Here is a 15474-nt window from a genome sequence, read left to right as displayed (position 1 = left end):
GGTGAACAGAATTTGCCTGGCGGCACTAGCGCGGTGGTCCCACCTGACCCCATGCCGAACTCAGAAGTGAAACGCCGTAGCGCCGATGGTAGTGTGGGGTCTCCCCATGCGAGAGTAGGGAACTGCCAGGCATCAAATTAAGCAGGTCAGACCGGGGCAACAAACCGGTGGTTGTAAAGAAATTCGGTGGAGCGGTAGTTCAGTCGGTTAGAATACCTGCCTGTCACGCAGGGGGTCGCGGGTTCGAGTCCCGTCCGTTCCGCCACCCTAATTAGGGGCGTAGTTCAATTGGTAGAGCACCGGTCTCCAAAACCGGGTGTTGGGGGTTCGAGTCCCTCCGCCCCTGCCAGAAACAATCCTTAGCGTTTGCTAAGGATTTTTTTTGCTTTTTTTTCGTGCCTTTCATACAGAAGATGCCAGACTGGCATCCTTGCCTCATATTTCAATCAATCACTTTGATCTTTAAAAGATCTTTGATCTGGTTCTGTTTGTCACTGTTCTGCAGCCAAATAGCATAAAGCGGACGAGAAAGGGTCGCGGTATCCGCTACAAGATGTAATCCTTCTTTTTGTTCTGCCCACAACACCGGTAGCCAGGTACAACCATTTAACTGTGGCAACTGTTGATGCGCGACTTCCGCAGAACTGGTCGTTAATGTGGGTACATCGTCACTGGCGATCAACTCTGCTTCATGCTGCTGAAAATCTGCCCCCCACTCCAGTCGCAAGTAATTCAGTTCCGCTTTATTTTTACCTGGCTCAGCAGAATAGAGCGCGAGCGTAAAATGCCCCAATAGTTGACTGCTGAATTCATCCATCTTCGGTGTTTCGGTAGTGATCAGCAGATCCAGTTGCCGCTCATGTAGCTGTTTAACTAATGACTGACGTTGTGCAATGCGTGCTTCGAATTGCAGATTTCCCTGCAGCTCATAGAGTCTGCTCAGCCAGTCGCTGAGCATACATTCCCATAATGACGCGCTGGCACCGATAGAAAATTGGTGATGCCGTGAAGTATGTGCAACCTCTTTCCGCGCAGCCTGCCACGTACTCATAAGCGTCTCTGCATAAGGCAGAAGCTTCTCTCCAGCCGCTGTAAGACGGATATTATTACGGTGACGAGTAAAGAGATTAACCCCAAGCTGGTTCTCCAGCTGGCGAATACGAAAACTCACTGCGGACTGTGTCAGATAGAGTGATTCAGCCGCCCGGCCGAAGTGACGAGTCCTGCTTACTTCCAGGAAAGTTTTTAGTAATTCCGTATCCACGGTTTTCTCCACAAAAATATTTGTCGTAATGATTTAAATGTTTTGTTTTACACTCTGTCAAGCGTAACTAATACTCCGCGCCATAAATAGCTCGGCCAAAGAATTAGGAGCGTGCAGGATGGCGGAAAGCTTTACGACGACGAATCGTTTTTTCGACAATAAAAATTATCCACGCGGGTTCTCGCGCCACGGTGATTTCACCATCAAAGAGGCTCAACTGCTTGAGCGTCACGGTTATGCGTTTAACGAGCTGGAGCTTGGGAAACGTGAACCAGTGACCGAAGAAGAAACGCAGTTTGTCGCAGTCTGCCGTGGAGAACGTGAACCCAACACGGAAGCAGAACGTGTCTGGCTCAAGTATATGGCTCGTATTAAGCGACCGAAGCGTTTTCACACCTTATCGGGTGGAAAACCTCAGATGGAAGGCACGGAAGATTACACCGAGTCTGACGATTAAGAGAAAGGGGCCTAAGGCCCCTTTTTTACGTCAGCATATTTTGCAGATGAATGAGTAACCTGTCGATTGCGCGATAACTTAGTGCTTCTTGCAGGTGCGTTCGTTGGATCTCATCCTGTTGTTCCAGATCAGCAATAGTTCTTGCTACCTTCAGCAGACGTTGCCAGGCCCGTATGGAGAAACCCAGCCGTGTTAACGTCTCCTCCAGCCACTCGCCATCCTCTTTTGCAAGCAAGCAGAACTGTTTTGTTTCGCTGCTTTCCAGCCGGGCATTGAGCTTCTTCTGCCGTTGATGCTGACGAGCATGAGCCTGAATAACGCGTGACCGTACGGCCTCACTGCATTCCCCTTTCTGCTGGGGCTGGCTCATTAAACCGGGAGCAGGTAGCGGTATTTCCAGCGAGAGATCAAACCGGTCGAGAAAAGGGCCTGATAACCTCCCCAGATACCGCAGTGTCTGTTCAGGCGTGCTGCGATTATGATTACCCTGATAGTGCCCGGTTGGGCTGGGATTCATGGCCGCAATCAACTGAAAGCGCGCAGGATAAGTGATTTTTGCTCTTGTCCGTGAAATGTGAATCTGGCCTGACTCCAGCGGTTCGCGCAGGGCATCCAGTACACGTCGCTCAAACTCAGGTAGTTCATCCAGAAACAGTACACCGTTGTGCGCCAGCGAAATCTCACCGGGTCCTGGTAATGAACCGCCCCCGACCATCGCCGCCAGGGAAGCGCTGTGATGAGGCGTTCTGAATGGCCGTCGTCGCCAGTGGCGAATGAGGCTATTACTGTTGAATACACTCATCACTGCGGCGCTTTCCAGTGCTTCCTGATTATTAAGTGGCGGCAATAATCCCCCCAGTCTACTGGCCAACATGGTTTTTCCGGTTCCTGGCGGCCCTATCAACAATAAATTATGCCCTCCTGCCGCAGTGATTTCTAAAGCGCGTTTGCCTTGTTGTTGTCCAATTACATCGCTCAGATCCTCACTGTGCCACTCCTGGACACCTTCAAAGGGGGATGGAGGTAAGAGAGCGTGTTTTCCTTCCAGAAAAGCGCATACCTCCTGCAAATGGGCGGCTACGCGGCAATCTTCTGTTTCAGCGAGGCTGGCCTCCGCTTCATTTTCCTGAGCAATAATGATGCGACGGCTGGCTTTCACTGCTTCCATGACACAAGAGATAGCGCCGGAGACCCCACGCAATGCGCCTGTAAGGGCAAGTTCACCAACGAACTCGTAGTCACTCAGCATCGGTGCTGTTAGTTGCTCTGAGGCTGCCAGAAGCGCAATAGCAATGGGTAAATCGTATCGTCCCCCTTCTTTTGGGAGATCGGCCGGTGCGAGATTGATTGTGATCCGCTTTGCCGGGAAATCATAACCACTATTGATGATCGCGCTGCGTACCCGATCCCGTGCCTCTTTGACGGTGGTCTCTGGTAATCCGACAATAGTCAGCCCTGGAAGTCCATTGCTGATATGCACTTCGACCGTCACCAATGGCGCAGTAACGCCAAGAGCCGCTCGGGTATAAATGACTGACAATGCCATGGTTCCTCCTTACCATGGCTATTATCTGTTCGTTGATTTTACCTTTCATTATCGATATCGAGCATTTACGCGTAAGTTCCCGGTAATTTGCTGCAAGTTCACACTGTTTTCATCGCGCTGGAAGAGCGCTCGCACTATTGATTTCGTTGGGAAACCAGTGAAATATTTTCACGCGCTATTTTTGTTATATAAAACAATGAGTTTTTGCTTTCTTGTGAGCGAGGGCACTAAAGTGGTCATAAATTTTTCTTGTGTCTTGTCTGAAATCTGTGTTACCTCTTTAGGCATTCCTTCGAACATGAAGCAAGAACGAACAAACATGAAAGCCCTTCTACGAGTGATTAGCCTGGTCGTGATTAGCGTGGTGGTGATTATTATCCCACCGTGCGGGGCTGCACTTGGACGAGGAAAGGCTTAAAAAACAAGCCTTAACGAACTAAGACCCCCGCACCGAAAGGTCCGGGGGTTTTTTTATGACTTAAAAATATAAACGAGGAGCAGCGAATGAGTTGTAGTACAAAATTCTGTTTCTCCCGATATACGGCGGGGAACTGACTATGAATGGGGCACAGTGGGTAGTACATGCGTTGCGGGCACAGAAAGTGGATACGGTTTTTGGCTATCCGGGTGGCGCAATCATGCCGGTTTACGATGCATTGTATGACGGCGGCGTGGAACACCTACTGTGCCGGCACGAGCAGGGCGCTGCGATGGCCGCTATTGGCTATGCCCGCGCAACGGGTAAGACAGGCGTATGCATTGCGACATCCGGTCCGGGCGCTACCAATCTGATTACTGGCCTTGCCGATGCGTTGTTAGATTCAGTTCCGGTGGTGGCGATTACGGGCCAGGTTGCGGCTCCGCTGATGGGCACTGACGCTTTTCAGGAAGTGGATGTGTTGGGCTTGTCGCTGGCCTGCACCAAACACAGCTTCCTGGTTGAATCCCTGGAAGAGCTGCCGCGCGTAATGGCTGAAGCCTTCCATGTCGCCAGTTCTGGCCGCCCTGGCCCGGTTTTGGTTGATATTCCGAAAGACATCCAACTGGCGAGTGGCGATCTTGAGCCCTATTTCGCCACCGTTGATGACGTACTCTCCTTCCCGCAGGATCAAGTTGACCAGGCCCGCCAAATGTTCGCGCAGGCTAAAAAACCGATGCTGTATGTTGGCGGCGGCGTTGGCATGGCACAGGCAGTTCCCGCTCTGCGTGAGTTCCTGGCTGCAACACAGATGCCGGTAGTTTGTACCCTGAAAGGCCTGGGCGCAGTGGCGCCAGAGTATGCCTATTACCTCGGTATGCTGGGGATGCACGGTACTAAAGCGGCTAACTTTGCGGTTCAGGAGTGCGATTTGCTGGTTGCTGTTGGCGCACGGTTCGATGATCGCGTGACCGGCAAGCTGAATACCTTTGCGCCGTATGCAAAAGTGATTCATATGGATATCGATCCGGCGGAGATGAGTAAGCTGCGTCAGGCGCATGTCGCGTTGCAGGGTGATTTGAATGCGTTGCTCCCGGCGTTGCAACAGGCGCTCTCCATTGATGCGTGGCGACAATACGCCGCAGACTTACGCCGCGAGCACGCCTGGCGTTATGACCATCCCGGCGAGGCGATTTATGCGCCGCTGCTGTTAAAGCAACTCTCCGAACGCAAACCAGCGAACAGCGTGGTGACGACCGATGTCGGGCAGCACCAGATGTGGGCTGCGCAACACCTTGAATTTGATCGTCCGGAAAATTTCATTACCTCCAGCGGCTTAGGCACGATGGGGTTTGGTCTGCCCGCTGCCGTTGGCGCGCAGGTCGCCCGCCCGGAGGATACGGTGATCTGTATCTCCGGTGACGGTTCCTTCATGATGAATGTGCAGGAACTGGGCACCGTAAAACGCAAACAGTTACCGCTGAAGATGGTATTGCTGGACAACCAGCGTTTAGGAATGGTTCGACAATGGCAGCAGTTGTTCTTTAACGAGCGTTATAGCGAAACTACCCTGACTGATAACCCCGATTTCCTCACGCTGGCCAGCGCCTTTGGCATCCCGGGCCAGCGTATCACCCGTAAAGACCAGGTTGAAGCGGCACTCGACACCATGCTTTCGAGCTCAGGGCCATACCTGCTTCATGTCTCAATCGACGAACTTGAGAATGTCTGGCCATTGGTGCCGCCCGGCGCCAGTAACTCACAAATGCTGGAGAAATTATCATGATGCAACATCAAGTCGCCGTTGAGGCTCGCTTCAATCCGGAAACGTTAGAGCGCGTGTTGCGCGTGGTGCGCCACCGGGGTTTTCAGGTATGCGCGATGAATATGGAAACCGCCAGCGATGCGCAGAACATAAATATTGAATTGACCGTTGCCAGCCCGCGGCCTGTCGAATTACTGTTTAGCCAACTGAGCAAACTTGTCGACGTTGCCCGGGTTGATATCCGGCAGCGCGCCACATCATCACAATCACAACAAATCCGCGCGTAAGCGCAAAAGGAAGAACAATGACGACGAAAAAAGCAGACTACATTTGGTTCAATGGCGAGATGGTTCGTTGGGAAGACGCGAAAGTTCACGTGATGTCCCACGCTCTGCACTACGGCACCTCCGTCTTTGAAGGCATCCGTTGCTACGACTCGCACAAAGGCCCGGTAGTCTTCCGCCATCGTGAACATATGCAGCGTCTGCATGATTCCGCCAAAATCTACCGTTTCCCGGTTTCTCAAAGCATTGATGAACTGATGGAAGCCTGCCGCGAAGTGATCCGCAAAAACAACCTGACCAGCGCGTATATCCGTCCGCTGATCTTTGTTGGCGATGTTGGTATGGGCGTGAACCCGCCTGCGGGCTACAGCACTGACGTGATTATCGCTGCGTTCCCGTGGGGCGCTTACCTGGGCGCAGAAGCGCTGGATCAAGGGATCGATGCGATGGTTTCTTCGTGGAACCGTGTTGCGCCGAATACCATCCCGACAGCCGCGAAAGCCGGCGGTAACTACCTCTCCTCTCTGCTGGTTGGTAGCGAAGCGCGCCGTCACGGCTATCAGGAAGGTATCGCGCTGGATGTGAACGGTTATATCTCTGAAGGTGCGGGCGAAAACCTGTTTGAAGTGAAAGACGGCATCCTGTTCACTCCGCCGTTCACCTCTTCTGCACTGCCGGGGATCACCCGTGATGCCATCATCAAGCTGGCGAAAGAGCTGAATATTGAAGTTCGCGAGCAGGTACTGTCCCGCGAATCGCTGTACCTGGCGGATGAAGTGTTCATGTCTGGTACCGCTGCTGAGATCACTCCGGTTCGTAGTGTTGATGGTATTCAGGTTGGTGAAGGTCGTTGCGGTCCGGTCACCAAACGTATTCAGCAAGCATTCTTTGGCCTCTTTACCGGTGAAACGGAAGATAAGTGGGGCTGGTTGGATCAGGTTAACCAATAAATACCCGTCATACTTCAGGTTGTAGGTGTGTTGGCCGCACGCGTTCACCCCAGTCACTTACTTATGTAGGCCGCTGGGGATTCTCGCTTGTCGCCTTCCTGCAACCAGAATGAGTTAGGGTATATCAAATAAATATGGGATGGCACGCACCACCCCATCTACAAGACAGACGGGAGTAAAAGAGCATGCCTAAGTACCGTTCCGCCACCACCACTCACGGGCGCAATATGGCGGGTGCCCGCGCGCTGTGGCGCGCAACCGGGATGACCGACGCCGATTTCGGCAAGCCGATTATTGCTGTCGTAAACTCGTTTACCCAGTTCGTGCCCGGGCACGTTCATCTGCGCGATCTTGGTAAGCTGGTTGCAGAGCAAATCGAAGCCGCAGGCGGCGTGGCGAAAGAGTTCAACACCATTGCCGTCGATGACGGTATCGCCATGGGCCACGGCGGCATGCTGTATTCACTGCCCTCCCGCGAGCTGATTGCTGATTCTGTTGAATATATGGTAAATGCCCACTGCGCAGATGCGATGGTGTGTATTTCCAACTGCGACAAAATCACCCCGGGGATGTTGATGGCTTCCCTGCGCCTCAATATTCCGGTGATTTTCGTCTCCGGCGGCCCGATGGAAGCCGGGAAGACCAAACTCTCCAACCAGATCATCAAGCTGGATCTGGTTGATGCGATGATTCAGGGTGCAGACCCGAAAGTCTCTGATGACCAGAGCGAACAGGTGGAACGTTCCGCATGCCCGACCTGCGGCTCCTGTTCCGGCATGTTCACCGCCAACTCGATGAACTGCCTGACCGAAGCGCTGGGCCTGTCGCAGCCGGGCAACGGTTCGTTGCTGGCTACCCATGCCGATCGCAAAGAGTTGTTTATCAATGCCGGCAAACGCATTGTTGAGCTGACTAAACGTTATTACGAGCAGGACGATGCTTCGGCGCTGCCGCGCGCTATCGCCAGCAAAGCGGCGTTCGAAAACGCCATGACGCTGGACATCGCAATGGGCGGTTCGACCAATACCGTTCTGCACCTGCTGGCGGCGGCGCAGGAAGCCGAAATTGATTTCACCATGAGTGACATCGATCAGCTTTCCCGCAAAGTTCCGCAACTGTGTAAAGTCGCGCCGAGTACGCAGAAATACCATATGGAAGATGTCCACCGTGCAGGTGGCGTGCTGGGTATTCTGGGTGAATTGGATCGCGCAGGTCTGTTAAACCGTGACGTGAAAAACGTGCTCGGTCTGACGCTGCCACAAACGCTTGAGCAGTACGATGTCATGCTGACCAAAGACGAAGCGGTGAAAACGATGTTCCGCGCTGGCCCGGCAGGTATTCGTACCACCCAGGCTTTCTCACAGGATTGCCGCTGGGACACGCTGGATGACGATCGCGCCGCAGGTTGTATTCGCTCCCTGGAGCATGCATACAGCAAAGATGGTGGTCTGGCCGTACTGTACGGCAACTTTGCCGAAAACGGCTGCATCGTGAAAACCGCAGGTGTGGATGACAGCAACCTGAAATTCACCGGTCCGGCAAAAGTATATGAAAGCCAGGATGCAGCGGTTGAGGCTATTCTCGGTGGTAAAGTGGTGGCCGGCGATGTTGTGGTAATCCGCTATGAAGGGCCGAAAGGCGGGCCGGGCATGCAGGAGATGCTGTATCCGACCAGCTTCCTGAAGTCGATGGGGCTGGGTAAAGCCTGTGCGCTGATCACCGACGGGCGTTTCTCTGGCGGGACATCCGGCCTTTCTATCGGTCACGTTTCCCCGGAAGCGGCCAGCGGCGGCAACATCGGGTTGATTGAAGATGGCGATATCATCGCTATCGATATCCCGAACCGTGGTATTCAACTGCAGGTCAGCGATCAGCAGTTGGCGGCGCGCCGTGAAGCACAGGAAGCCCGCGGCGATAAAGCCTGGACGCCGGTGGATCGCGAACGTCAGGTCTCCTTCGCGCTGCGTGCTTACGCCAGTCTTGCAACCAGTGCAGACAAGGGTGCGGTGCGCGATAAATCCAAACTTGGGGGTTAATGATGGCCGAATCCCAACCCCTCTCCGCCGCCCCCGAAGGGGCGGAATATTTGAGGGCAGTGCTGCGCGCGCCGGTTTATGAAGTGGCGCAGGTGACGCCGCTGCAAAAAATGGACAAGCTCTCTTCGCGTCTGGATAACGTCATTCTGGTAAAACGCGAAGATCGCCAGCCGGTGCACAGCTTCAAACTGCGCGGTGCTTACGCGATGATCGCCGGGTTAACCGCCGAGCAGAAATCCCATGGTGTAATCACGGCATCCGCAGGCAATCACGCGCAGGGCGTGGCGATGTCTTCCACGCGCCTCGGCATCAAATCGCTGATCGTGATGCCAGTGGCGACAGCCGATATCAAAGTCGATGCGGTACGCGGTTTTGGCGGAGAAGTGTTGCTGCACGGCGCCAATTTCGATGAAGCGAAAGCCAAAGCCATTGAGCTGTCGCAGCAGCAAGGGTTCACGTTTGTCCCGCCGTTCGATCATCCAATGGTGATTGCCGGACAGGGAACGCTGGCGCTGGAGTTGTTACAGCAGGATGCGCATATCGACCGGATCTTTGTACCGGTCGGCGGCGGCGGCCTCGCAGCGGGTGTCGCGGTGCTGGTTAAGCAACTGATGCCGCAAATCAAAGTGATTGCTGTCGAAGCGGAAGATTCCGCTTGCCTGAAAGCAGCGCTGGACGCCGGGCATCCGGTCGATTTGCCCCGCGTTGGATTGTTTGCCGAAGGCGTTGCGGTTAAACGTATCGGCGACGAAACCTTCCGTCTGTGCCAGGAGTACCTCGACGATATCATTACCGTCGATAGCGATGCGATTTGCGCGGCGATGAAAGATCTGTTCGAAGATGTGCGGGCGGTCGCGGAACCATCCGGCGCGCTGGCGCTGGCGGGGATGAAGAAATATATCGCCAAACACAACATTCACGGTGAGCGGCTGGCGCATGTGCTCTCCGGCGCAAACGTCAATTTCCACGGCTTACGCTATGTTTCTGAACGTTGTGAGCTGGGCGAGCAACGCGAAGCGCTGCTGGCGGTGACCATTCCGGAAGAGAAGGGCAGCTTCCTGAAGTTCTGCCAGTTGTTGGGCGGGCGTTCTGTTACCGAATTTAACTACCGTTTCGCCGATGCGAAAAACGCGTGCATTTTTGTCGGCGTGCGTTTGAGTCGCGGTCTGGAAGAGCGCCAGGAGATCCTGTCATTGCTGAATGACGGTGGTTACAGCGTGGTGGATCTCTCCGACGATGAGATGGCGAAGCTGCACGTGCGCTATATGGTTGGCGGACGACCGTCGAAACCGTTGCAGGAGCGTTTATACAGCTTCGAGTTCCCGGAATCACCGGGCGCGCTGCTGAAATTCCTGCATACGCTCGGCACGCACTGGAATATTTCGCTGTTCCACTATCGCAGCCATGGCACGGATTATGGCCGCGTGCTGGCGGCGTTTGAACTGGGCGATCACGAGCCGGATTTCGAAACCCGGCTCAATGAACTGGGTTATGACTGCCACGACGAAACGCATAACCCGGCATTCCGTTTCTTCCTGGCGGGTTAGTTGTTCGGCAGAATTTTCCAGAATGCATCGATAAGCGGCTCATAGAGCCGCTTTTTTTGTACGCACACGCCAAGCTCGAACGGCGTTTTTTCATCGCTACGTTCGAGGATCATCACACGATTACGTACCGGCTCCGGGCTGTTCTCCAGCACCACTTCCGGGATCAGCGCCACGCCGCATCCCAGCGCGACCATGGAGACCATGGCTTCGTGTCCGCCAACGGTCGCGTAAATGGCGGGATTGCTGATTTTATGGCGGCGGAACCACAGCTCAATGCGCCGACGCACCGGCCCCTGATCGGCCATGATAAATGGCACTGTTGACCAGTCAGGCTCGGTTTGTGATACCTGGTTACGCACCGGACATGGCAGCGCCGGCGCAATCAGAACCACTGCCAGATTCTCCAGCATTGAAAACGCCACCGCGCCGGGGAGCGTTTCCGGCTTGCCGGCAATCGCCAGATCCGCTTCACCGGTAACCACTTTTTCCATGGCATCGGCAGCATCGCCGGTGGTGAGTTTGATCTCCACCGACGGATGCTCCGCACGGAAGCGGTCGAGGATTGGCGGTAAATGGCTGTAGGCTGCAGTGACCGAACAGAACAGGTGCAGTTCGCCGGAGAGCGATGGGCCTTGCTGGTCTATCGAGTGGCGGAGTTGCTGATACTGTAATAACGTTTGTTGAGCAAAGGTGCGTAACTCTTCTCCCGCATCGGTCAGCGTGACGGTACGGTTATCACGCACAAACAGTGGCTGCCCAAGGTCTTCTTCCAGCCGCTGGATCTGGCGTGAAAGCGTGGAGGGACTGACATGCATAGCGCGCGCGCTGCGGCCAAAATGGCGGCTTTCCGCCAGATGCAGGAAGGTTTTCAGATCGCGTAAATCCATGAGACAGGCTCCACAAATTTACATTGCAAAAATTGCAATGTGACATTGTTAATATATCAATTTAAGCAACGCATTTCCTGTCATATAGTGGGTTCAATCTCGCGAATCAGCGAACTGAACAATAAGCACGACAACACAACATCATGAGGTCTTACCATGGCTAACTACTTTAATACACTGAACCTGCGCCAGCAGCTGGCGCAGCTGGGCAAATGTCGCTTTATGGCGCGTGAAGAATTTGCCGATGGCGCAAGCTACCTTCAGGGTAAAAAAGTGGTCATTGTCGGCTGCGGCGCTCAGGGGCTGAACCAGGGCCTGAACATGCGCGACTCCGGTCTGGATATCTCTTACGCTCTGCGTAAAGAAGCCATCGCGGAAAAACGCGCCTCCTGGCGTAAAGCGACCGAAAACGGTTTTAAAGTAGGTACCTACGAAGAGCTGATCCCGCAGGCAGATCTGGTGGTTAACCTGACGCCGGACAAACAGCACTCTGACGTTGTGCGTTCCGTACAGCCGCTGATGAAAGATGGCGCTGCGCTGGGCTACTCTCACGGTTTCAACATCGTGGAAGTGGGCGAGCAGATCCGTAAAGACATCACTGTCGTGATGGTCGCGCCGAAATGTCCGGGTACCGAAGTGCGCGAAGAGTACAAACGCGGTTTTGGCGTACCAACGCTTATCGCTGTTCACCCGGAAAACGATCCGAAAGGTGAAGGCATGGCGATTGCCAAAGCGTGGGCTGCGGCGACCGGTGGCCATCGCGCAGGCGTTCTGGAATCCTCTTTCGTAGCGGAAGTGAAATCTGACCTGATGGGCGAACAGACCATTCTCTGCGGTATGTTACAGGCCGGTTCTCTGCTGTGCTTCGACAAGCTGGTGGCTGAAGGTACTGACCCGGCTTATGCCGAAAAACTGATCCAGTTTGGCTGGGAAACCGTGACCGAAGCCCTGAAACAGGGCGGTATCACGCTGATGATGGATCGTCTGTCTAACCCGGCGAAACTGCGTGCTTACGCCCTGTCAGAACAACTGAAAGGCATCATGGCGCCGCTGTTCCAGAAACACATGGATGACATCATCTCCGGCGAATTCTCTTCCGGCATGATGGCTGACTGGGCCAACGACGATAAAAAACTGCTGACCTGGCGTGAAGAGACCGGTAAAACCGCGTTCGAAACTGCACCGCAGTTTGAAGGCAAAATCAGCGAGCAAGAGTACTTCGACAAGGGCGTACTGATGATTGCGATGGTGAAAGCGGGCGTTGAGCTGGCGTTCGAAACCATGGTAGCTTCCGGCATTATCGAAGAGTCTGCGTACTATGAGTCTCTGCACGAACTGCCGCTGATCGCTAACACCATCGCGCGTAAACGCCTGTATGAGATGAACGTCGTGATCTCCGATACCGCTGAGTACGGTAACTACCTGTTCTCTTATGCCTGCGTGCCGCTGCTGAAAGAGTTTATGACCACGCTGCAAACTGGCGATCTGGGCAAAGCGATTGCGGAAGGCGCGGTTGATAACGCGCAGCTGCGTGATGTGAACGAAGCGATTCGCAACCATGCGATTGAGAAAGTGGGCCAGAAACTGCGTGGCTACATGACGGATATGAAACGTATCGCGGTAGCGGGTTAATTCCCCGTCGTCTTTCGACCTGCGGATGCGTTGGCGGCGTTCGTACACCCCGGTTATATAGTTTTCTATACTTCCGGGGATGTACTGTCCCGCAAGCCGGAATCTATAGGGAATGTAAAGCAGTAACGAGCATAAGCCCGGTAAGCGTTAGCGCCACCGGGCTTTTTATTAGTTGCGGTACAGCACTTTAATGATGTGATAACCGAACTGCGTATGCAGCGGGCCGGTTGGTTCCAGCACCGGGCAGGAGAACACCACTTTGTCGAACGCCGGTACCATCTGGCCCTGACGGAATTCGCCTAAGTGACCGCCTTTTTTACCTGACGGGCAGATAGAGTGTTTCTTCGCCAGTTTCTCGAAATCGCCGCCGTTTTTGATCTGTTCCAGAAGATCCTGTGCCAGTTTCTCTTCTTTAACAAGTATATGGAGTGCTGCTGCGGTTTTTGCCATGATCGTGCCTTGAGTGTGAGAGTTTACGCTGGCTATACTACCACGCTGTTATACACTTCGATCTCTTTTGGCTGCGTCTGCTCACCTGGTAACTTACTTCTGTAAACTCCTGAGGATTTAGCTTTGCTGCCTTGATGTAGTCTGAATGACGTGGTGTACGTTTTCTCCCTCCCGTTTTCCATTGAGTGATCTTTTTATGCGTTTGAACCCCGGACAACAACAAGCCGTCGAATTCGTCACCGGACCCTGCCTGGTGCTTGCTGGCGCGGGATCCGGTAAAACACGCGTGATCACCAACAAAATCGCTCATCTGATCCGCGGCTGTGGCTATCAGGCAAAACATATCGCGGCGGTGACTTTTACCAACAAAGCAGCGCGCGAAATGAAAGAGCGTGTGGCGCAGACGCTGGGGCGCAAAGAGGCGCGCGGCTTGATGATCTCCACCTTTCACACGCTGGGGCTAACGATCATTAAGCGTGAATTCGCCGCATTGGGGATGAAATCCAACTTTTCACTGTTTGATGACACAGATCAGGTTGCGCTGCTGAAAGAGCTGACCGAAGGGCTGATCGACGATGACAAAGCGGTATTGCAGCAGTTGATCTCCACGATCTCGAACTGGAAAAACGATCTACTGACGCCGCCGCAGGCTGCCGCACAGGCAAAGGGCGAGCGCGATCGTATTTTTGCTCACTGCTATGGCCTGTACGATAGCCATATGAAATCGTGCAATGTGCTCGATTTCGACGATTTGATTTTGCTGCCGACACTGTTATTACAGCGCAATGAAGAGGTGCGCGAACGCTGGCAGAACAAGATTCGCTATCTGCTGGTGGATGAATATCAGGACACCAATACCAGCCAGTACGAACTGGTGAAATTGCTGGTGGGGCAGCGCGCGCGCTTTACGGTGGTGGGTGATGACGATCAGTCGATCTACTCCTGGCGCGGCGCGCGTCCGCAAAACCTGGTGCTGCTGAGTCAGGATTTTCCGGCGTTGCAGGTAGTTAAACTGGAGCAAAACTATCGCTCATCCGGGCGTATTCTGAAAGCGGCAAACATCCTGATCGCCAACAACCCGCACGTATTTGAAAAGCGTCTTTTTTCAGAGTTGGGTTACGGGCCGGAGCTGAAGATCCTTAGCGCGAATCACGAAGAACATGAAGCCGAACGTGTTACCGGGGAGCTGATCGCCCATCACTTCGTCAACAAAACCCAGTACAAAGATTATGCAATTCTCTATCGTGGTAACCATCAGTCGCGGGTGTTTGAAAAATTCCTGATGCAGAACCGCATCCCGTACAAAATCTCTGGCGGTACGTCGTTTTTCTCGCGTCCGGAAATCAAAGACCTGCTGGCTTACTTGCGCGTGCTGACCAATACGGAAGACGACAGCGCATTTTTGCGGATTGTGAATACGCCGAAGCGCGAGATTGGCTCCGCTACCCTGCAAAAGCTGGGTGAGTGGGCGATGCTGCGTAATAAAAGCCTGTTTGCCGCCAGCTTTGATGTTGGCCTGAATCAGACGCTCACTGGACGTGGCTATGAATCATTGACGCGCTTTACGCAGTGGCTGGGCGACGTGCAACAGTTGTCCGAGCGTGAGCCGATTGCTGCGGTGCGCGATTTGATCCACGGCATTGACTATGAATCCTGGTTGTTTGAAACCTCGCCCAGCCCGAAAGCCGCCGAAATGCGGATGAAAAACGTCAACACGCTGTTTGGCTGGATGACGGAAATGCTGGAAGGCAGCGAACTGGATGAGCCGATGACATTGGCGGAGGTGGTCACGCGTTTTACCCTGCGCGATATGATGGAGCGCGGTGAGAGCGATGACGAATCTGACCAGGTGCAGCTAATGACATTGCATGCCTCCAAAGGGCTGGAATTTCCGTATGTCTTCCTGGTCGGTATGGAAGAGGGATTACTGCCGCATCAGAGCAGCATCGATGAGGATAACGTCGATGAAGAGCGCCGCCTTGCTTATGTGGGCATCACCCGGGCGCAGAAGGAGCTGATTTTCACCCTCTGTAAGGAGCGCCGTCAGTATGGCGAACTGGTGCGGCCGGAGCCGAGCCGTTTCCTGCTGGAATTACCACAGGATGACCTGATCTGGGAGCAGGAGCGCAAAGTGGTGAGCGCTGAAGAGCGGATGCACAAAGGGCAGGCCAACGTGGCAAATATTCGCGCCATGCTGGCGAAGGCGAAAGAGAAGTAAAAAGCCCGGCGGATACCGGG

General features: G+C 54.0%; 14 protein-coding genes, 2 tRNA genes and 1 rRNA gene. 13 read left to right on the top strand and 4 right to left on the bottom strand.

All coding sequences use genetic code 11. From position 1 onward, the window contains the following. Positions 1-15 precede the first annotated feature (15 nt). The 3 genes from rrf (at position 16) to Y71_RS26990 (ending at position 349) form a co-directional block, all read left to right on the top strand. A 5S ribosomal RNA gene (gene rrf, locus Y71_RS27000) occupies positions 16-131 on the top strand. A 57-nt stretch (positions 132-188) separates the two neighbouring features. After that, positions 189-265: transfer RNA gene (locus Y71_RS26995), tRNA-Asp, on the top strand. Between the two features lie 8 nt (positions 266-273). Next, a tRNA-Trp gene (locus tag Y71_RS26990) sits at positions 274-349 on the top strand. A gap of 93 nt (positions 350-442) precedes the next feature. Here Y71_RS26990 and hdfR read toward each other — a convergent pair. After that, positions 443-1276 (bottom strand): HTH-type transcriptional regulator HdfR, encoded by an 834-nt coding sequence (gene hdfR / locus Y71_RS26985; RefSeq protein WP_090398664.1) that lies wholly within the window; start codon positions 1274-1276, stop codon positions 443-445. A gap of 106 nt (positions 1277-1382) precedes the next feature. Here hdfR and Y71_RS26980 point away from each other — a divergent pair, with 106 nt between their 5' ends. Further along, positions 1383-1721 carry a MaoP family protein gene (locus Y71_RS26980; RefSeq protein ID WP_007369199.1) on the top strand — a complete coding sequence of 113 codons (339 nt, stop codon included), beginning with the start codon at positions 1383-1385 and terminating at the stop codon, positions 1719-1721. Between the two features lie 25 nt (positions 1722-1746). Here the strand turns inward: Y71_RS26980 and Y71_RS26975 are convergent, their stop codons facing one another. After that, positions 1747-3267, bottom strand: coding sequence for a YifB family Mg chelatase-like AAA ATPase (locus Y71_RS26975; protein WP_007369198.1), 1521 nt, complete (start codon positions 3265-3267; stop codon positions 1747-1749). Positions 3268-3586: 319 nt separating this feature from the next. Here Y71_RS26975 and ilvL point away from each other — a divergent pair, with 319 nt between their 5' ends. From ilvL to ilvA, 7 genes are all read left to right on the top strand, one after another. Then, positions 3587-3685: an ilv operon leader peptide gene (ilvL, locus tag Y71_RS26970; protein ID WP_015966468.1), complete on the top strand. Its 99-nt coding sequence runs from the start codon at positions 3587-3589 to the stop codon at positions 3683-3685. A gap of 86 nt (positions 3686-3771) precedes the next feature. Continuing rightward, entirely contained in the window at positions 3772-3822 is a 51-nt protein-coding gene (gene ilvX, locus Y71_RS31055) for a peptide IlvX (RefSeq protein WP_202626166.1), read from the top strand. Positions 3823-3824: 2 nt separating this feature from the next. Then, positions 3825-5471 carry an acetolactate synthase 2 catalytic subunit gene (ilvG, locus tag Y71_RS26965; RefSeq protein ID WP_007369197.1) on the top strand — a complete coding sequence of 549 codons (1647 nt, stop codon included), beginning with the start codon at positions 3825-3827 and terminating at the stop codon, positions 5469-5471. After that, on the top strand, positions 5468-5737 hold the full coding sequence (gene ilvM, locus Y71_RS26960; RefSeq protein WP_007369196.1) for an acetolactate synthase 2 small subunit: 270 nt from the start codon (positions 5468-5470) through the stop codon (positions 5735-5737). Before ilvG ends, ilvM begins: the two co-directional genes overlap by 4 nt. Before the next feature lie 17 nt (positions 5738-5754). Next, on the top strand, positions 5755-6684 hold the full coding sequence (gene ilvE / locus Y71_RS26955) for a branched-chain-amino-acid transaminase (protein WP_007369195.1): 930 nt from the start codon (positions 5755-5757) through the stop codon (positions 6682-6684). A gap of 185 nt (positions 6685-6869) precedes the next feature. Beyond that, on the top strand, positions 6870-8720 hold the full coding sequence (ilvD, locus tag Y71_RS26950) for a dihydroxy-acid dehydratase (protein WP_007369194.1): 1851 nt from the start codon (positions 6870-6872) through the stop codon (positions 8718-8720). A gap of 2 nt (positions 8721-8722) precedes the next feature. After that, entirely contained in the window at positions 8723-10267 is a 1545-nt protein-coding gene (gene ilvA, locus Y71_RS26945) for a threonine ammonia-lyase, biosynthetic (protein ID WP_090398681.1), read from the top strand. On the opposite strand, the gene ilvY is transcribed toward ilvA, so the two are convergent. Then, positions 10264-11154, bottom strand: a complete 891-nt coding sequence (gene ilvY / locus Y71_RS26940) for an HTH-type transcriptional activator IlvY (RefSeq protein WP_007369192.1) — start codon at positions 11152-11154, stop codon at positions 10264-10266. The two genes, ilvA and ilvY, sit on opposite strands and share 4 nt — an antisense overlap. A 156-nt stretch (positions 11155-11310) precedes the next feature. On the opposite strand from ilvY, the gene ilvC reads away from it, so the two are divergent. After that, positions 11311-12786 carry a ketol-acid reductoisomerase gene (gene ilvC, locus Y71_RS26935; RefSeq protein WP_007369191.1) on the top strand — a complete coding sequence of 492 codons (1476 nt, stop codon included), beginning with the start codon at positions 11311-11313 and terminating at the stop codon, positions 12784-12786. 168 nt (positions 12787-12954) lie between these two features. Here the strand turns inward: ilvC and ppiC are convergent, their stop codons facing one another. Then, positions 12955-13236 (bottom strand): peptidylprolyl isomerase PpiC, encoded by a 282-nt coding sequence (ppiC, locus tag Y71_RS26930; protein ID WP_007369190.1) that lies wholly within the window; start codon positions 13234-13236, stop codon positions 12955-12957. Positions 13237-13432: 196 nt separating this feature from the next. Here ppiC and rep point away from each other — a divergent pair, with 196 nt between their 5' ends. Next, positions 13433-15454: a DNA helicase Rep gene (rep, locus tag Y71_RS26925; protein ID WP_007369189.1), complete on the top strand. Its 2022-nt coding sequence runs from the start codon at positions 13433-13435 to the stop codon at positions 15452-15454. Positions 15455-15474: the final 20 nt, after the last annotated feature.

Source organism: Kosakonia radicincitans DSM 16656, assembly GCF_000280495.2.
Classification (GTDB): domain Bacteria; phylum Pseudomonadota; class Gammaproteobacteria; order Enterobacterales; family Enterobacteriaceae; genus Kosakonia; species Kosakonia radicincitans.
This window is presented reverse-complemented; position numbering and strand designations above follow the sequence as displayed.